Annotated in this window: 19 protein-coding genes and 1 tRNA gene; 9 read left to right on the top strand and 11 right to left on the bottom strand. The window is 47.0% G+C overall.

Annotation, left to right across the window (positions count from 1 at the left end):
• Positions 1-548: class I tRNA ligase family protein (locus Q0Z62_RS08820; RefSeq protein ID WP_298053513.1), on the bottom strand; the 548-nt coding region annotated here is incomplete at its 3' end.
• Positions 549-674: 126 nt separating this feature from the next.
• Between Q0Z62_RS08820 and Q0Z62_RS08815 the strand changes: the two genes are divergently transcribed.
• The 3 genes from Q0Z62_RS08815 (at position 675) to Q0Z62_RS08805 (ending at position 2780) form a co-directional block, all read left to right on the top strand.
• Entirely contained in the window at positions 675-1304 is a 630-nt protein-coding gene (locus Q0Z62_RS08815) for a tetratricopeptide repeat protein (protein WP_298053510.1), read from the top strand.
• Positions 1305-1396: 92 nt separating this feature from the next.
• Positions 1397-1972: a peptidylprolyl isomerase gene (locus tag Q0Z62_RS08810; RefSeq protein ID WP_298053516.1), complete on the top strand. Its 576-nt coding sequence runs from the start codon at positions 1397-1399 to the stop codon at positions 1970-1972.
• Positions 1962-2780, top strand: a complete 819-nt coding sequence (locus Q0Z62_RS08805) for a UDP-2,3-diacylglucosamine diphosphatase (RefSeq protein WP_269900302.1) — start codon at positions 1962-1964, stop codon at positions 2778-2780. The genes Q0Z62_RS08810 and Q0Z62_RS08805 overlap by 11 nt, the downstream gene beginning before the upstream one ends.
• A gap of 2 nt (positions 2781-2782) precedes the next feature.
• Here Q0Z62_RS08805 and prpB read toward each other — a convergent pair whose 3' ends face one another.
• From prpB to Q0Z62_RS08785, 4 genes are all read right to left on the bottom strand, one after another.
• On the bottom strand, positions 2783-3715 hold the full coding sequence (gene prpB / locus Q0Z62_RS08800) for a methylisocitrate lyase (RefSeq protein ID WP_298053506.1): 933 nt from the start codon (positions 3713-3715) through the stop codon (positions 2783-2785).
• 100 nt (positions 3716-3815) lie between these two features.
• Entirely contained in the window at positions 3816-4667 is an 852-nt protein-coding gene (locus tag Q0Z62_RS08795) for an undecaprenyl-diphosphate phosphatase (RefSeq protein WP_298053503.1), read from the bottom strand.
• A 9-nt stretch (positions 4668-4676) separates the two neighbouring features.
• A complete protein-coding gene (locus tag Q0Z62_RS08790; protein ID WP_298053501.1) occupies positions 4677-6266 on the bottom strand; it encodes a TerC family protein in 1590 nt (529 codons plus the stop codon).
• 70 nt (positions 6267-6336) lie between these two features.
• Positions 6337-7131 carry an inositol monophosphatase family protein gene (locus Q0Z62_RS08785; protein ID WP_298053498.1) on the bottom strand — a complete coding sequence of 265 codons (795 nt, stop codon included), beginning with the start codon at positions 7129-7131 and terminating at the stop codon, positions 6337-6339.
• Positions 7132-7210: 79 nt separating this feature from the next.
• Here Q0Z62_RS08785 and Q0Z62_RS08780 point away from each other — a divergent pair, with 79 nt between their 5' ends.
• Genes Q0Z62_RS08780 through Q0Z62_RS08770 form a run of 3 tightly spaced genes read left to right on the top strand, consistent with a single transcriptional unit; the run spans position 7211 to position 9735 of the window.
• Complete coding sequence (locus tag Q0Z62_RS08780) at positions 7211-8044, top strand: RNA methyltransferase (RefSeq protein ID WP_269900307.1); 834 nt, start codon at positions 7211-7213, stop codon at positions 8042-8044.
• An 18-nt stretch (positions 8045-8062) separates the two neighbouring features.
• A complete protein-coding gene (gene cysE / locus Q0Z62_RS08775; protein ID WP_298053494.1) occupies positions 8063-8965 on the top strand; it encodes a serine O-acetyltransferase in 903 nt (300 codons plus the stop codon).
• Positions 8966-8970: 5 nt separating this feature from the next.
• Entirely contained in the window at positions 8971-9735 is a 765-nt protein-coding gene (locus Q0Z62_RS08770; protein ID WP_269900309.1) for an IclR family transcriptional regulator, read from the top strand.
• Positions 9736-9849: 114 nt separating this feature from the next.
• On the opposite strand, the gene Q0Z62_RS08765 is transcribed toward Q0Z62_RS08770, so the two are convergent.
• Positions 9850-10677 (bottom strand): mechanosensitive ion channel domain-containing protein, encoded by an 828-nt coding sequence (locus Q0Z62_RS08765; protein WP_298053492.1) that lies wholly within the window; start codon positions 10675-10677, stop codon positions 9850-9852.
• A gap of 150 nt (positions 10678-10827) precedes the next feature.
• On the opposite strand from Q0Z62_RS08765, the gene Q0Z62_RS08760 reads away from it, so the two are divergent.
• A complete protein-coding gene (locus tag Q0Z62_RS08760) occupies positions 10828-11847 on the top strand; it encodes an LLM class flavin-dependent oxidoreductase (protein ID WP_298053490.1) in 1020 nt (339 codons plus the stop codon).
• Positions 11848-11876: 29 nt separating this feature from the next.
• A complete protein-coding gene (gene mutS, locus Q0Z62_RS08755) occupies positions 11877-14495 on the top strand; it encodes a DNA mismatch repair protein MutS (RefSeq protein ID WP_298053489.1) in 2619 nt (872 codons plus the stop codon).
• Here mutS and Q0Z62_RS08750 read toward each other — a convergent pair.
• The 5 genes from Q0Z62_RS08750 to Q0Z62_RS08730 all read right to left on the bottom strand — a co-directional run bounded on the left by Q0Z62_RS08750 (position 14492) and on the right by Q0Z62_RS08730 (position 18162).
• Positions 14492-14632, bottom strand: coding sequence for a hypothetical protein (locus Q0Z62_RS08750; RefSeq protein WP_269900313.1), 141 nt, complete (start codon positions 14630-14632; stop codon positions 14492-14494). The genes mutS and Q0Z62_RS08750 overlap by 4 nt on opposite strands.
• A gap of 114 nt (positions 14633-14746) precedes the next feature.
• Entirely contained in the window at positions 14747-15892 is a 1146-nt protein-coding gene (gene bamC, locus Q0Z62_RS08745) for an outer membrane protein assembly factor BamC (RefSeq protein ID WP_298053487.1), read from the bottom strand.
• Entirely contained in the window at positions 15889-16794 is a 906-nt protein-coding gene (gene dapA, locus Q0Z62_RS08740; protein ID WP_269900315.1) for a 4-hydroxy-tetrahydrodipicolinate synthase, read from the bottom strand. Before dapA ends, bamC begins: the two co-directional genes overlap by 4 nt.
• Before the next feature lie 87 nt (positions 16795-16881).
• Complete coding sequence (locus Q0Z62_RS08735) at positions 16882-17532, bottom strand: site-2 protease family protein (RefSeq protein WP_298053484.1); 651 nt, start codon at positions 17530-17532, stop codon at positions 16882-16884.
• Positions 17533-17535: 3 nt separating this feature from the next.
• Positions 17536-18162, bottom strand: coding sequence for an L-threonylcarbamoyladenylate synthase (locus tag Q0Z62_RS08730; RefSeq protein ID WP_269900317.1), 627 nt, complete (start codon positions 18160-18162; stop codon positions 17536-17538).
• Between the two features lie 158 nt (positions 18163-18320).
• On the opposite strand from Q0Z62_RS08730, the gene Q0Z62_RS08725 reads away from it, so the two are divergent.
• Positions 18321-18396, top strand: a tRNA-His gene (locus Q0Z62_RS08725).
• Positions 18397-18570 lie beyond the last annotated feature (174 nt).

Raw genomic sequence — 18570 nt, 5'->3', positions numbered from 1 at the left:
AGAACAAAATCCAATGGATCTCGTTTGCCTGCCGATACGGCCACACGTTCTCCGGCACGTAAATCATCTAAGGTTTTACCTGATAATTTGCCATAGCCCTCGAACTGGCGCACCGCGTAATTCACGTCACCGTCCTCACCCTGATAGGCCAAACCCTTGTCTTCGAGCAATTTAATAATGCCCAGCATATCGCCTACGTGTTGCGTAGCGCGCGGCTCTAAATCAGGAGACTGTACACCCAAGGCTTTTTCATCAGCATGCATCGCATCAATATAAAAGGTAGTGACGTCTTGCATACGCACATTACGCTCTACGGCGCGGCGAATAATCTTGTCATCAATATCCGTGATGTTACGCACATAGCTCACCTGATAGCCCATTGTGCGTAGCCAGCGTTGAATCACATCAAAGCTCACCAACATACGAGCATGGCCTAGATGACAAAAATCATAGACGGTCATACCACATACATACATGCGGACTTTGCCCGGCTCAATAGGTTGGAAAATTTCTTTAGTACGTGATAGAGAGCTATAAATACGCAACATAGGGGGTATTATCTGAAAATAAAAGGCTAAAATAGGTGGTCTTTAAGTATAACAAGGCTACTCGTGCGCGTGTCGCTTATAATGCCCATTATTGTTTTACCTTTACGCCTTATAGGGATCTTGCCTGTGCAAAAAACAACCAAATCCATTTATAAAATCATAACGGCACTCTGCTGTAGCGTCGGTCTTTCGTTGTCAGTACAGGCTCAACAAGATCCGATCTTCAATGACGCTCCCGCAGCACCTAGGGGCTGGCAACCTTTAGTACGCGCCTTAGATGCGCTCACACCTAAAGTCGATACGTCTTTGGCTCTGACGCCTAAAGACATTACTGATCGTATCACAGCCCTTTTAAATAACGGTCAAAATCAAGACGCATTATCTGCTATTCAAAAACGTCTAGAGCAACGTGAAGCCAACGCCGAAATAGGTGTGGATGTACAACTCTTGTTTTTACAGGGCCGCGCTTATTCCCAATTAGGGCAACACGAAAAGGCGGTAGAGTCCTATCGTCAATTGACTGTTTTTTATCCTGAGCTGCCTGAGCCTTGGAATAACTTAGCTACCGAATACATGCGACAACATAAGTTGGACTTAGCCAAAGAGGCCTTAGATATGGCGTTATTAGCCAATCCGCAGTTTCAGCTTGCATTGCAAAACCAAGGCGAGCTGCTGCTAATGTTGGCCCACGAATCCTTTAAAAACGCAGGTGATATTGAACGTTCTAAAGATACCGAATATATCTTGCAACAGTGATCTCAACAACGGAAGCCTTTACAATGCTGAAATTCTTCACTATAAGACAAGCTTTGCGTCTACAACGCAATGCTATTTTTTTGCTGGGCCTAATGATAGCAGCGCTTAGTTTATCAACAGCCCAAGCAACCACACTTTCTACCACACAAGGTACTGATATGAGCACAAACCCACACGTTTTATTAAAAACCAATAAAGGCGACATTACGATTGAGTTAGACGCCGAAAAAGCCCCTAAAACTGTAGAAAACTTTATTAACTACGTTAATTCTGGTTTTTACAATGGCACCATCTTCCATCGTGTAATTAACAACTTCATGGTTCAAGGCGGTGGTTTTGAGGTCGGTATGGCTCAAAAAGACACCAATGCCCCAGTAGAAAACGAAGCGAACAATGGTTTGAAAAATGATCGCTACACGTTAGCTATGGCTCGCACAAATGACCCTCATTCCGCGACAGCACAGTTTTTTATTAACGTCGCTGATAATGATTTCCTAAACCACACAAACCCAACGCCTAATGGTTGGGGCTATGCGGTATTTGGTAAGGTTATCGCTGGTAATGAAGTCGTAGATGCCATTAAAGGCGTAAAAACAGGTAGCAAAGGTTTCCATCAAGACGTGCCTGTGGATGACGTGATTATCGAAAGCGCCACCCTTGTTGAGTAAACTTCAACTACACGGTGATGTGTGGCTTGCTGCTGATATCCATTTAGGACCTAATAGCCCTAAAACCGCCCATGCGTTTTATCAGTTTTTACAGCAAGCCCAACACGAAGCTGGGGCTCTCATTCTATGCGGAGATATTTTCCACGCATGGATTGGAGCCGACGTGGCTGTGGACCCGCCCCCGTGGCTGGCCCATGCCATTTACCACTTCAGGAATACAGCCTTAGATCTCCCCATTTTCTTCATGCGAGGCAATCGTGACTTTCTATTGGATTCACGAATGGCGCATTATGTGGGGGCTCAAATGCTGGACGATCAGGTTATTCTACAAACAGACCATCATCGCCTGCTGTTAACGCATGGTGATGAGCTTTGTACAGATGATGTGGCATATCAAAAATTTCGCCATCGTGTCCGAGGCAAACGCCTACAGCAGTTTTTCTTAAAGCTGCCCTTGCTTTGGCGCCAACGTATAGCAGGTGGTTTACGAAAAAAAAGCAGCCAAAAACAAAAACATCTTCTGCCTGCCATTAGCGACGTCAATGAAACAAGTTGCGTAGAACTGTTAAAAAAACATGATGAGCATATTCTCGTTCATGGCCATACTCATCGCCCTGCGCTGCATCGTATGCAAGATACCGAAGGGCATAATTACAGTCGCATCGTGCTGCCTGACTGGGAATACGATCACACAGAGCCCACCCGCTCTGGTTGGCTGGCATTGCAGGCTGACGGGCAGATTGCACTACATCGGCTCCATCAGCCCACCGTGCGATTTAAATTAAAAAAACCACACGAACTTTCTTAGGCTTAATCCAACACATCAGGCACAATCGTGCGCTGAATGCTGCTATCTAACGACTCATAGCCAAAATAATTGATTAGCTCGTACAAGTCAGCGCGAGTTTGCATGTTTTTCACCTGCCCCGCTGCTGTACCTGTTTGTTTTAGCTCGTTGTAAAACGCTTCTTGGGCTTTAGCCGCAATACGTAAACTGGAAACAGGCCAAATGGCCATCGCATAGCCCATGGCCTCAAACTGCGTGGCAGAGGTTTGTGGTGTACGACCAAACTCCGTCATATTGGCTAACAACGGGGCATCAATCGCAGCAGCAAATGCCTTAAACTGGTCCTCATCGGCTAAAGCCTCTGGGAAAATAGCATCCGCACCCGCCTCTACATAGCGACGTGCTCGATCAATAGCGGCATCTAAGCCCTCGGTCGCCACAGCATCCGTGCGGGCAATAATACGCAAATCACGTCGGGCCCGCGCCGCTGCCGCAATTTTTTGCGCCATCTCATCCGGAGAAACCAATTGCTTGCCGTTCAAATGACCACATTTTTTTGGTAGGACTTGATCCTCAAGCTGTACCGCAGCCACACCCACGTCCTCGAGCTCACGTACAAGACGCATCGTATTTAATGCTTCACCAAATCCGGTATCACCATCAACGACCAGTGGTATACGTACCGCTCGCACTATAGCGCGAGCACGATCTACCAATTCATCCATCGTGATTAAGCCCAAATCAGGCAAGCCCAACGAAGCGGTTAATGCCCCCCCAGATAAATACAATGCATCAAACCCTGCCTGACGAGCCAGTAAAGCACCAATAGGGTCATAAGCGCCTGCAATCGAAATAAATTCTTTATTGGCCCATTTTTTTGCTAATTCGGCCCCTAGCCCTGTTGGTGTAGGTTGCTCTAACCAAACGGCTGCGGCTTCGTTATGTTGCTGATCCATTTTAATCTCCCTGTTCGAGCGCGATTAGCGCTATCTCTCTTTGCAGTTAAAGTTGGCCCTCTAGGGCTTGCCAGCTAAATGGTAGATGTCGACGCCTGAGTCAACGCAAATAAAGCCAAGCCAAAACAACAGCCCCTAATGCAATACGATACCAAGCAAAGGGGCGATAAGTTCGTTTAGAGACAAATCGCAATACGGCTTTGACTAAAAACAAGGCACTAAAAAAGGCAGCAACAAAACCCACCACAATACCCCAGGTCTGGTCAGGGTTTAATGCTGCCCCATTTTTATATAAATCATAAACGGTGGCGGCCAACATCGTAGGCATGGCCAAAAAAAAGGAAAATTCCGTCGCTGTTTTTCGTTGAATACCCGCCAGCATGCCCCCGACAATGGTTGCCCCTGATCTAGAGGTCCCAGGTACCATCGCCAAGCACTGCGAAAACCCGACAACTAGGGCTTGTTTCCAACTAATGTCTTCCATGGTATATGCCGTTGCTTTTTCGGAAACCGCTGTCTCATTACTGCCATGCTTTGCATAAGCAGGCTTACGCTCTACCCACAACATAATCAGCCCGCCCAATACCAAGGTAAATACAAACACCAATGGATTATGAAAAAGCATTTTGATGTATTTAATCGTTAAAGCACCAATTACTGCTGCGGGTAAGAAAGCTAAAATCAAATTACGCATAAACAGAATTTCAGACCTATCACCAGTAAATACACCGGTAATTAGCTGAATAATGCGTGCTCTGAATAACCAAATCACAGCCAAAATAGAGCCAAACTGGATCACTACCTCAAATACCTTATTATCATCAGAGGGAAATGAAATCCACTCTGCTAATAAAAGTAAATGCGCGGTGCTAGAAACCGGAATGAACTCCGTAAAGCCTTCGATCAGTCCCAATAAAAGCGCTTTTAATAAATACCAGTAATAGTCAGTCATGATGCAACCTTAACTAGGCGATTCGTCAGAAGGAAAATGAGGCTCAAGACGCTGACGTTCAATCGCAACACTTGATATACGACGACCGTCTAACTCTTTTACCGTAAAGTGGAACTCAAAAGGCCCCCACTCTAAAGAGCATGCGTCCTCTGGTTTGGGCAATGCACCAAATCGCTCTAGTAAATAACCTGCTAAGGTCGAGTATTCCTCGCTCTCATCAATCAAGCCATCAATCTCTAGAACTTGCTCTAGGTGGTGTAAGTCTGCGGCCCCATCAACCAACCAATGGTTCTCATCTATGACCTCGATGTCGGCGCTTTCATCCTCATCGGGGAACTCACCCGCAATCGCCTCAAAAATATCAATAGGCGTCACCACCCCTTCGATGGCACCAAACTCATCCGTGACCAGCGCTAACTGCCCTCTGGCCTCTTTGAATAGCTCCATTAACTGTAAAATACCAATGGACTCATGAACAATAACTGGCTCACGAAGTTTATTCAAATGAATCCGATTATCCGTAATCAAATCAGCAATTAACTCTTTGGCCTGACCCAGTCCAATCACCTCATCTAATGAGCCTCTACATACTGGCATATAGCTATGAGGCTCACTTTCGATATAAGCTTTAATTTGCTCCATCGGGTCTTCAATATTGACCCAGGTCACATCGTTACGCGGGGTCATAATCGAACGCACATTACGCTCTGATAAGGTCAGTACCCCACTGACCATGTTGCGCTCCTCTGTACCAAAGACGAGACTCGGGTCCTGCGTGGGGTGGTCGATATTGTCGCCCGTGTTTTCGCTTTCTGTCATGGGGCGTTTACCCAACATGCGTAAAACGGTTTCCGCGGTGCGCTCACGCATCGGACGGCGTGCCTCAGCCTTACGTTGGTTGCGGTGGGCAATTTGGTTTAGCGCCTCTACCATGACCGAGAAAGCAATGGCGGCATAGAGGTACCCTTTAGGCACTGCCACACCGTAACCCTCTGCCAAGAGCGAGAAACCGATCATGAGTAAGAAACCCAAACACAGAATCACAACTGTGGGGTGTTTGTTCACAAAGGTAGTGAGCGGTTTGGAGGCCACAATCATCAAACCAATTGCAATCAGTACCGCAATCATCATGACGGATAGGTGCTCCACCATCCCGACCGCAGTAATCACCGCATCGATGGAGAACACCGCGTCTAGAATCACGATCTGCGTGACGATCACCCAGAAACTGGCGTACATGCGTGAACCCGAGGCGTGTTGCACCGTGGGATCCAGCCGTTCGCGTATTTCCAGCGTACCCTTAAAGAGTAGGAATAAGCCCCCTACGATCAATATGACGTCTCGGCCCGAGAATTCGTGACCAAACAGGCTAATCCACGGCTCGGTCAAGGTAATGAGCCATGACATGATCGTGAGCAAACCCAAACGCATTAATAACGCTAAGGACAATCCGATAACACGAGCTTTATCGCGTTGGTGTGGTGGTAGTTTATCCACCAAAATCGCGATAAAAATTAAGTTATCAATGCCTAGTACTATTTCTAAAATAACCAGCGTAAATAACCCGGCCCAAGCCGTTGGGTCTGCTATCCACTCCATTTAAGGGGCTCCGTGTCTAAAAAAAGGAAAAAAAAGCCACCGCCCAAGCAGTGGCTCTTGCAAACGCAAGTTAGTCTTGCAAATGCATTAACATTTGAGGGAATAGCTTAGGTGTAGCCGCTAAGATATCACCCGTTTTATACCAGCTTTGCTCGCCCTCTAAATCGCCCACTAAAGCACCGGCTTCCATGGCAATCAGAGCACCCGCAGCCATATCCCATGGTTTGAGGTTGGTTGCGCAAAAACCATCTAAACGACCACATGCCACATAGGCTAAATCCAGGACGGTAGAGCCAGTGCGACGCACTGCTGCACACTCACTAAGTAAGCCGGAAAACGCGGAGCTACTGGTTAAAGCACCACCAGAACCAGCCACATGCGCACCAATTAATGCATCATGGTAACGACGTTGATCTGATACGCGGATACGACGATCATCTAAAAAGGCGCCATTACCACGACTTGCAGTAAAGATCTCATTGCTGGTTGGATCGAAAATAACCGCATGAGTTAACTGGCCTCGATGCAATGCGGCAATAGACACGGCATAATGAGGGAATCCATGAATAAAATTAGTTGTGCCATCTAATGGATCAATAACCCATTGATATTCAACCCCACCTTTGCCGACCTTTTCTGCGTCGGGTTGACGATCACCAGATTCTTCACCTAAAAATGCATGATCTGGGTAGGCTTCGGCTAAAACTTCTATAATGGCTTCTTCGACGGCCTGATCGACCTCGGTTACATAATCACTGGGGCCTTTGCGTGCAACATGCACGCGTTCAAGGTCGCGACTGGCGCGGGTAATAATATCGCCTGCACGGCGTGCCGCTTTGATAGCGGTAAATAGCATCGGGTGCATAGATTTCCGTAATTCTTAAAAATAAGCCCTAAAATAACCATGTTTTATCACAAGGGCTAACAACAGTTTAGTATTTTAAATGACTCCGACCCAACAAGAGCCTTTATTCAACCACATTCGTTTTATTATGGTTGAGCCTAGCCACCCGGGCAACGTCGGTGCTGCCGCCAGAGCCATCAAAACCATGGGTTTTAACCAATTGTGTTTGGTTAAACCGAAATTGCCCACCATCATAACGCATGAAAATGCAATTGCGATGGCAAGCGGCGCGACTGACGTGCTGGAAAACGCCGTCATCTTTGACTCGCTGGAACAAGCCTTAGCCCCAGTTTCATTGGCTTTCGCCTTGACTTCACGCCCCCGATACATCGGGCCGCCGCCAAAAACCATACGTCAAAGCGCACAAATTAGCGCCTCTCATTTACAACAACATTCTACAGGGCAAGTTGCCATTGTATTAGGTACTGAACGCACTGGCCTAGAAAATAACGATATTAATCAGTGTCAGTATGTTTGCTATATCCCAGCTAACCCAGAATACAGCTCTTTAAATGTGGCTCAGGCACTACAACTCGCTGCGTGGGAGATGCGACATGCCTTGCTAGAGCTATTGGATTTACACCAAGAATTGCGTACGCCCGGCAAAATCCTAGAAAGCGATTTGCCCGCCTCGCAAGAACAAGTCCAAGCCTTTTTAACACATTGGGAGCAAGCTCTCATTGGGATTGACTTTTTAGACCCGACGAATCCAAAAAAGCTGTTGCTACGCATGCAGCAACTATTTACGCGTAGTCAACTCAGTCAAAATGAAGTCGCTATGCTCAGAGGGGTTTGCACCGCAATGATTAAAACCGCCCGTAAAATAGAGAATGCTACGATTAATACAGACCCCACAGCGAAATCCTCCAGCTAAAGGCTATAGTACGTCATTATGTTTAAACAATTACGCGAAGACATCGATTGCATTTACGAACGCGACCCCGCCGCACGCAGCCGCTGGGAAATTTTGACTTGTTACCCCGGTCTACACGCTATTTTAGTGCATCGCTTATCCCACCGTTTATGGAATACCGGTTTTTTATGGCTAGCTCGTTTTGTATCTCATTTGGCCCGTATTTTTACTGGCATTGAAATCCATCCCGGCGCCCAAATTGGTAAACGTGTATTCTTTGATCATGGCCATGGCATTGTGGTGGGTGAAACCGCCATTATTGGTGATGACTGTACTATTTACCAAGGAGTCACCTTGGGCGGCACCAGTCTATACAAAGGCACAAAACGTCACCCTACCCTAGAATCAGGGGTCGTGGTGGGTGCTGGCGCACAAATCTTAGGTGGCTTCACCGTAGGAGAAAACGCCAAAATCGGCTCAAATGCCGTGGTCGTCAAACCCGTTCCCGCAAATGCGACTGCCGTGGGTAATCCGGCTCGGATTATCACCAAAGAAGACAAATCTGCCCCCGAGCCCAACCAAGACTCTGAGACGACTGCAGCCAGCTCAGCCCCTGAGGGCATACTGACACCTAATAGTCACCCCTGTAAGGCTGAGTGGACAGGCAAGCCGCTTAAAGAGCTGCTGGAGCGTAGCGCTAGAACACAATCAGGACAAACCAAACCCATACACCAAGCCAGCAATGATGCCTTTGCTGCCTACGCCGTAGACAACACAAATAATGATCCGTTGGTACAAGTCATTCATGAGTTAATCAATCACTCTGCCCAACAAGAACAACGCATCAGTAAACTGTGTAGTGCCTTAGAGGAATTAGGTCAACGTGTAGAAAACGGTCAACAGCCCTTAGATGTTGAACGCCTTAATAAAATGATGGAGTGACATACATGACTGCTGCTAACACCGATAATAGCTCAGGGCCACGAACGCTACGACGAGGTTTACAGATACTACAGACGCTTCAAGCCCATGATGAAAGTGGTTTAAGCGTCACTGAGCTATCTCGACTAACCGGTCTACAGCGACCTACTATTTATCGTCTACTGGCAGCCCTAACAGAGTGTAACTTTGTGCAAGCAGTGGGTAAAACGCGCCGTTATGCAGCAGCCAAACAACACACCGCTCATACTGAAAATGAACATCATTTAGTCGAAATAGCCAAGCCTTTTATGCGCGAATTAGCCTTTAAGGTCGGTGACGCTGTTTTTTTAGTTATACGCGAAAACAACAGCTCATTAACGCTATGGCGTGAAATTGGGCCGTACCCAGTGCAAATTTTGGGCACTTATGTCAATAAACGCCAACCTCTAGGAGTAGGGTCAGCCGGGATGGCCTTACTTTCTCGACTTGATGACAACACCGTTGATCAAATCATCGAGGCCAACAGTAATGATCTAGATCAGTTTGGTGGCATGACTCAGCGCGAAATGCGTCAACTCATTACCAACACAAGAACACGAGGCTATTCCGTCGTAGGAAATTACGCAGTTCGAGGCGCATTGGGTGTGGGGTGTGCCCTATGTAGCAGCCAAGGCCATCCACTTTTAGCAGTTAGCGTCACCGCCATCACAGAGCGTATGCCAGCACGTCGCCAAAAAGAAATTGCACGTCTTATCAATCAAACCCTAGATCAGATCGCAGAAAAAATCTAAGGTTCCCAATACTGACGTAGCTCATAACCGTAGCCCTAAACAGAAAGGCCCCTAACACATTCCTCGTGACAGGGGCCTAACTACATTGACTCTAAAAAAGCGATTTAATAACAACTACGCTGCTTTTTCATCTTTTAATACGGCTCTAACTGGGACAGGATGGTTCAGGCCAGCCTCTGCTAAACGCTGCAACACCACGCGATTTAGCTCAAAGCGCACTGTCCAAAAATCATCAACAGCAGTCCAAGCCCGTACATTTACCGTGACGGTACTGTCTTTATAATCACTCACAAAAACTAAAGGTGCTGGGTCTTTCAGCACACTGCTGTGATTATCTACCAGTTCTTGTAACACGGCTAAAGCTTGATCTAGATCGTCTCCATAGCGCACCCCTACTGCGATATCCATACGTCGGGTAGAGTTACGACTATAGTTGATGATAGGGTTACCCCAAATCAGGCTATTAGGCAAACAAAAGTTCACGCCATCAGCCTGAACAAATTTAGTTAAAAACAAGCCGACCTCATAGACCGTCCCATCACCCTTACCCACAATAGAAACAAACTCTCCAGCGCGAATAGGACGCAATACCAACAACATAATTCCCGAAGCAATATTTTGTAAGGTATTTTGCAAAGCCAAGCCTATCGCTAAACCTGCGGCACCCAAAATAGCAATAATACTGGCCGTCTGCACCCCAAATCGGGCCAGCACAGCAATAAGCACAAAAACGCGAATAGTCCAAACCACTACGGTCTGAGCAATAGGAACAACCGTCACATCAATATGCGTAGATCGTTGCGCAACTTTTCTGACCCAGCGGCCTGCGACGTTTGACAGCCACCAGCCTATAACAAGAATAGCTAGAGCAAAAAGTAAATTAATCGCCATCGCCTCTAACCAAGGTAATGTCCCTAAATGGGTAGAAATTTGATCTGGCATAACGTACTCCAAAGACAAATAAACAGTACACATCATAGCGATTTTCTGTGACATGCGCAGCGCTTCTTAACTTTACTCACCTTGTTTAATTCAAAATCAGACCCATGTAAAAATATACGACACAAAAAACTCAACCCATCAGGACCACCTATGTCTAGCCTCTACCCATTATCTGTTCTTGATCTTGCCCCCATCGTTCAAGGCAGCTCCCCTGCTGAATCATTTAAAAATACAATACAGCTCGCCCAGCAAGCTGACGCAGGTCAATTCACGCGCTACTGGCTAGCTGAACACCATGGCATGGTAGGCATAGCAAGCGCAGCAACTTCCGTATTGATTGCCCATGTAGCCAATCACACACAACGCATCCGTGTAGGGGCTGGCGGTATCATGTTGCCCAATCACTCCCCTTTAGTCATTGCAGAGCAATTCGGCACCTTAGAATCGTTATTTCCTAATCGCATTGATTTAGGACTAGGTAGAGCTCCCGGTTCAGATCAGCGCACAGCCCAAGCGTTACGTCGTAACCTACAGTCCGATCCGAATGAATTCCCCCACGATGTCTTAGAGCTGCTTGATTATCTTTCAAATGCTCCCCAACAGCCCGTACCCGCTGTACCAGGCAAAGGCACAAATGTGCCAGTATGGATTCTAGGCTCCAGTCTTTTTGGCGCTCAACTTGCGGCTATGTTGGGCCTGCCCTACGCCTTTGCCTCTCATTTTGCCCCCGCACAAATGATGGATGCCATTGCTGTATACCGTTCTCAGTTCAAGCCATCCGAATACCTAGCTAAACCGCACGTCATGCTAGGCTTTAATGTATTTGCTGCAGATACGGATGAAAAAGCCCATTACTTGGCTTCATCCTGGCAACAGTCTTTTGTTAGCTTGCGCCAAGGCAGACCGATACAGCTCCCTCCTCCGGTGGCGAACTACATTGAACGTAGCGCTGACATAGGCCAAGCCGTTATGGAACATGCGCTAAAATGTGCCGCAATAGGCTCTCTAGACACGATCACACAGCAAACGCAAGCGTTTATTGATAAAACGGGTGCGGATGAACTGATGGTGACGTGTAATATGTTTGATCAGCAGGCTCGCTTAGAGTCCTATGCCCTATTAGCCCAAGCTCACAAACAATTACGTCCTGCACCAACGGTTAATCTGTAAGCCGTATTTACCTTTTACGAAGTTTCTCTATGACACAGCCTGATCTTTCCGGTCACACCCCTATGATGCGTCAATACCTGGGTTTAAAAGCCCAGGCTCCCTCTTATCTTTTGTTTTATCGCATGGGGGATTTTTATGAGTTATTTTTTGAAGATGCCGAACGTGGAGCACGATTACTGAATTTAACCCTGACCAAACGGGGCAATTCAAATGGGGAGCCCATCCCCATGGCAGGGGTTCCTTTTCACTCCTTAGAGGGCTATCTAGCACGTCTAGTCGCCTTAGGAGAGTCCATTGCTATCTGTGAACAAATTGGTGACCCAGCCACAAGCAAAGGCCCAGTAGAACGCCAAATTGTCCGTATCGTCACACCAGGCACTCTGACTGATGATGCGTTACTACCCGCTAAATCTGATCGTATCATTGCGGCTATCTGCACTGACAACAAACAACCAAATACGATTGGTATTGCATGGATGAATCTGGCCAGTGGTACTTTTAATGTGTATGAATGCGAGGCCAGATTACTCGATACACAGCTTAGCCGACTACAACCCGTAGAACTCCTACATGCGGAGCAACATCGTATCAGCTATACAGAGGCCCAAAGTTGTGTTGCCCTACCGGATTGGCACTTTGCCAAAGACAATGCCTTACAAACTCTACTGGATCATTTTCAAATAGATGATGTCAGCGGTTTTGGCATGCAAGATCTGGATGTGGCCACCTATGCTGCAGGCGCACTACTGCGTTATGTCAAGCACACTCAGGCGCAAAATCTCCAGCACATTCAACACATTCAAGTCGAACAACTAGGCGAGTTTGTCGTTTTAGACAGTGTGAGCCGGAAAAACCTAGAGCTAACAGAAACCATTAGCGGAGAAAACAAACCCACGTTATTTAGCACCATCGATCACTGTGCTACCCCCATGGGTTCCCGCCTATTACGACGCTGGTTACACCAACCTTTACGCCACAACCAAACCGTCTTAGAGCGCCAAGCCATTGTGCAGCTGATTGTAGAAGCAGCGCAAAAAAACCAACGCCACTCACCACTACAACAACTAAAAAAACAACTCAGCCCTTTCCCTGATTTAGAGCGCATTGCGACTCGTATCGCCTTAGCCTCAGTGCGCCCCAGAGAACTCGCTAGCTTACGCGAGGCGTTACAGCACTTGCCTCTGCTGACTGGCCTGCTCTCCGATCTCAATACAGCTGCCGCCCCCTTAACTGGCCTCATCAATGCATTGGCAATGGATGAAGATGTGCTCGATTTACTACGTCGAGCTATTACGGCGGAACCCGCTCTCATGATTCGAGACGGAGGCGTCATCGCAGATGGTTATGATGCGGAATTAGATGAGTTACGTACTTTAGCCAACGACAGTGGAGAGTTTTTACTGGCTATAGAAACGCGGGAGCGAGAGCGCACGGGCATTCATACTCTAAAAGTAGAATACAACCGTGTGCATGGTTTTTTTATTGAGGTCAGTCGAGCCCAAGCAGACAAAGTTCCTACCGAATACCGTCGCCGCCAAACTTTAAAAAATGCAGAGCGTTTTATTACCCCTGAACTTAAAGAATGGGAAGATAAGGTACTGTCAGCTAAAGACCGTAGCTTGAGTCGAGAAAAATTCTTATTTGATGAGCTTTTAGCTCAGCTATTCACCTACGCACCTCAACTGTCGGTCGTCGCTGCTGCACTAGCGCAAATTGATGCTCTTGTTAGCTTTGCCCATCACGCCGTCGAAAATCAATGGGTCGCCCCTGAGTTAAGCGAAAAAGCAGAAATCCGTATCACCGCTGGCCGTCATCCGGTCGTAGAACATACCATTGAACACTTTACCCCCAACGGGTGTGATCTACATGCAAACCGATGTTTATTGATGATCACAGGGCCAAATATGGGGGGTAAATCGACCTATATGCGCCAAACGGCCCTCATCGCATTATTAGCTCGTACCGGCAGTTTTGTACCAGCCCAACACGCAACGATTGGCCCTATAGATCGTATTTTCACTCGAATTGGGGCAGCAGATGACCTTGCAGGAGGCCGCTCTACCTTCATGATGGAAATGACTGAGGCCGCCGCTATTTTGTCTTCAGCAACCCGTAACAGTTTAGTGTTAATGGATGAGATTGGTCGCGGTACATCGACCTATGACGGTTTGTCTTTAGCATGGGCAATCGCGTTACGTTTAGTTCAACATAATCAATGCTTAACCTTATTTGCGACCCATTATTTTGAGTTAACTCGATTACCGGATGAACTGCCCGTGACTGCCAACGTGCATCTCGCAGCGGCTCAAACACAACAAGGCATCGCCTTTTTACATGAGGTTCGTGAAGGCCCAGCCAGTCGTAGTTATGGGATTCAGGTAGCGCAACGTGCGGGCATTCCCGCTGCTGTAATTCATAATGCATCTATTGAACTAGAGCGCCTAGAGCAACTGCATGCCCCTCTGCCACAATTGGACTTATTTTCTGCGCCTATGCCAACGCCCACTGTGGCTACAGCCACATTGAGTCCAGAACAAGAGCTCGCCTTAGATTTACAGCAAGCGCTTCGTGATCTGGATATTGATGAGCTCAGTCCACGTGCCGCACTAGATTTACTCTACCAATGGCGCAAGCGCTATCAACATTAAATCAAAACGAAAGCTAAGCTCAATGGCACCACAAAAATGGCAATAATACTTAGCCCTAACTGCCACCACGTTGGCTTGAGTTGATAATCAGGCTGATCGACCGACAATGCCATGGATGTAGACGTATTCGTTTGCATAATGACACCTCAATTAAATATCAGTAATGAGAATCATTATCATTTAAATAGTGGGCAATGTCCACAAAAAACCCTGCACTAGGCAGGGTTTTTGCATTACCGGCTATACATCAATTAATGTGGCATATTTGTAGATAGCACATTAATAATACGGCCTGCGGTTGGGGTATTTAACACCTGACCATTTTCGTCCAAGACCTGAACAATAGAAGCATTACCACCTTGAGCCATCACACGAACACGTAAGCGCTGCGCCTCTGCCGTATTACGGGCTCGGAACAAGCGTCCAAGAATATTCGGCTGCTCAATTTTCTCACCACTATCCGCATCAAGGTAACGAATGTAGTATTCACCCGAACTACGGTCACGGTCCTCGACCGAGAACCCAGCAGAGTCGATGCCTACACCCACACGACGCCATGCACGATCAAAGCCTTCGTTTAAGACCAATTGACGCTGACTCGCATCATCTTGAACCTGAATTAACGCCGGTGTGTCATGCGTTTCGGCCTGAGCGACCTGAGCTTGGGCATGTTCTAAGTCTGTACCTAAAAACACCATTAAACGAGCTAGCATCACCGCATTTAGACCGGGGTCTTCTTTGCCATGTACCCATTTAAAAGCAGCACCATCTGTAGTCGGTGTCTCGACCATATGCTGATGGCTAATGTAAATCTCTGTTTTACCGTTGACTCGCTCTAGGCGTGTGCGGAAACGTTCACGTTCACCACTATCAAACACCTGATCCACGACGGAACTTAATAACGTGCGAATCCAGCTATCCGGAATTTTCGCTCTATTTTCAGCCCAATCCGTCAACATCACCCCCACACGTGGATCATCCGAATGAATCGTGAAGCCTTGGTTATTCCAGAATTCGAGAATATGTGGGTAAATTTTCTCTGCAGGCTGATCAATCACTAGCCAACGCAGGTCTCCATCTCGCATTACCTGAATACCACTTTGCTCGGGCAACACATTGCTGGTTGCACTACCTATAGCAGGCTGAGCATTTTGTGCTTGAGCAAATTGACTATAAGACAAAGCACCGGTGTTGCCGCCTGGGGCTTGGAAGCGGGCATCACGATTTGCCTGCGTTAAATCAGGCGGAATACTAAGAGGATCACCAGTAACAGTGCTCTTGTAGTCAACGCTTTCTTCGGTGCCCATGAATTGATTCAAGGCAGAACAACCGCTTAATAGCGTCAAGCTCAAGCCTGCTGCCATCATCAAAGCGGTTGGTTTAAGGGTGAAATTCATGCGAGTAACCCTGCATTATTAAGTAATTGGCGCAGCCCAGCATGATGCTGCGAGCTTAGGGGAGTCATGGGCAAGCGGTAGCCTAACTGTGTTAAGCCCATTTCAGCCACGGCCCATTTTACAGGGATAGGATTCGCTTCAACGAATAACATTTTATTCAAATCAGCCAATAGCGCATTTACTTTGCGCACCGTAACTAAATCACCGTCCAATGCCGCCTGACAGAGTTGTTTCATCAACCGAGGCGCAACGTTAGCCGTAACCGAAATATTTCCTTTACCACCTAATAGAATCAACGCTGCCGCAGTAGGATCATCGCCACTTAAAACAATGAAGTCCTCTGGCTTATCACGTAACAATTGGCCTAAACGACCAATATCACCTGTGGCATCTTTGACACCAACAATACCCGGGATTTGAGCCAAGCGTAAAATGGTATCGTTGCTCATGTCGGCAACGGTACGACCGGGCACATTATATAGGAAAGTAGGCAAATCAACGGTTTCAACGATTTTTTTGAAATGCTGATATAGGCCTTCTTGGGTGGGTTTGTTGTAGTAAGGTACCACAGACAATCCCGCCTGAGCACCTACCTGATGGGCATGTTTCGCTAACTCGATGGCCTCTACAGTAGAGTTACCACCCACACCAGCCATAATGGGAATACGCCCCTTAGCATGTTCGACCGCGACTTGAATTAGTTCAGCGTGTTCGTCCATATTGACGGTAGGTGATTCACCCGTTGTTCCTACAACAACAAGTACATCCGTTCCTTCGGAAATGTGCCAGTCAATGAGCTTTCGGTAAGCGTCAAAATCCAGACTTCCATCGGGGAACATAGGCGTAACAAGGGCAACCATGCTGCCTTGAAAAATAGGGGTTGCAGTATCCGAACTAGCCATAATAGATAAAGTCTCCTGGATAAGACGAGCTAAAACCAATAATAATAAATTAAATAAGCGTTAAGTTTACCGGATTTTAAGGCAGGATCATAAAAACAAACGAATGATGCCATTACCAAACGCTAAAAAGGGTTGCAAAATGGTCCACAACGCCCCAGTAAACATTAATACAATCAAAATCAACATGCCATAGGGTTCTATACGCGCATATTGATTTGCATAAGGCTGGGGTAAGAGACTATATACAATACGCCCCCCATCTAATGGTGGCAATGGGACTAAATTCAATGCCATCAGCACTAAATTAACCTGTACCCCTGCAATGGCCATCTTGCCCCAGAAATCTTGAATATCTACCCCTGCCATCAATAACAAACGTAGCAGCAAGACCCAAAAAATACCCATCAATAGGTTAGAGGCAGGCCCAGCTAGCGCCACCCAAAGAATATCCTTCTTTGGATTACGTAACTTAGACCAATTCACAGGAACTGGTTTAGCCCAACCAAACAATAACCCTGCCCCACCCAGTAATTTAGTGGAGATCAACAAGAATAAGGGAACGATAATTGTTCCCATCAAATCGATATGACGAGTCGGATTTAAACTAATGCGTCCCGCCTGCTCTGCCGTTGGGTCACCGAAATATCGAGCCACATAGCCATGAGCAGCCTCGTGCAGTGTAATACCAAACAAAACCGGTAGTGCATACACTGCAATGGTTTGAATAAAACTTTCCACCGTTTAGTCTAAGCCTAGTTTTTGTGGATCGCCCAGACCGTGACGTACTACCTCTGGGGCTGCCCCTGTTAAATCAATCACAGTTGTAAAATCTGCTGCGCAAGGACCACCGTCGATCACTGCAGCCAACTGATGTTGATAACGATCGAAAATGTCTTGAGCATCATTTAAGGCCATGTCCTCATCCTCGGGGATCAGGGTGGTAGACAATAAGGGAGAGCCTACCTGTTCAATCAAGTCTAAGATGACTTTATTGTCTGGCACACGAATCCCAATGGTTTTGCGCGACGGATGCGACACACGTCGAGGGATTTCTTTGGTGGCCTCTAAAATAAAAGTCCATGGCCCCGGTGTGGCCAGTTTTAATAAACGATACTGGCTGTTATCTACACGCGCAAAGGTGCTGATCTCAGCTAAATCGCGACACAATAAAGTCAGGTTATGACGCTCGTCTAAACCACGTAAGCGACGCAGGTTTTCTGCGGCTGCCTTATCATCTAAGCGGGCGACCACCGCGTAACTGGAGTCAGTCGGTACAGCAACTAACCCTCCTTTCGCGAGTAAATCAGCCGCTTGGGCTAATAGTCGAGTTTGTGGATTCTGAGGGTGTACTTCAAATAACTGAGCCATAAGGTCTCCTTTTTCAGCCATTGCGCTATGTATAGAGCATGCACAAATCAATTCCCAACAGTATAAGCTTAGCAAAAACAAAAGTTGTGCACTTTTTTATTTTTTATGCTATAGTTATGTTTCTTTGCACGGGAGGCAATCTTTCGTAGCAAACTATGGTGACCGTAGCTCAGTTGGTAGAGTCCCGGATTGTGATTCCGGTTGTCGCGGGTTCGAGCCCCGTCGGTCACCCCAGATTTAAAGCCCGTATAATTTTGAAATTATACGGGCTTTTCTCATTTCTGACTCGTTAACGCTTATAGTAGTTCTATTACCAAACAATAAACAACGACTACTGTCAATAACCCCGCCCTAAAGGGCGAGGCTTGCCAGCTTGGTTCTGTGCTTGCCTAGATTGACCAGACTCAG

This window comes from uncultured Paenalcaligenes sp. (genome assembly GCF_947630565.1).
Lineage (GTDB): Bacteria > Pseudomonadota > Gammaproteobacteria > Burkholderiales > Burkholderiaceae_B > Paenalcaligenes > Paenalcaligenes faecalis.
Note: the sequence above shows the minus strand (reverse complement) of the source record. Positions and strands in the feature narration are given on the sequence as shown.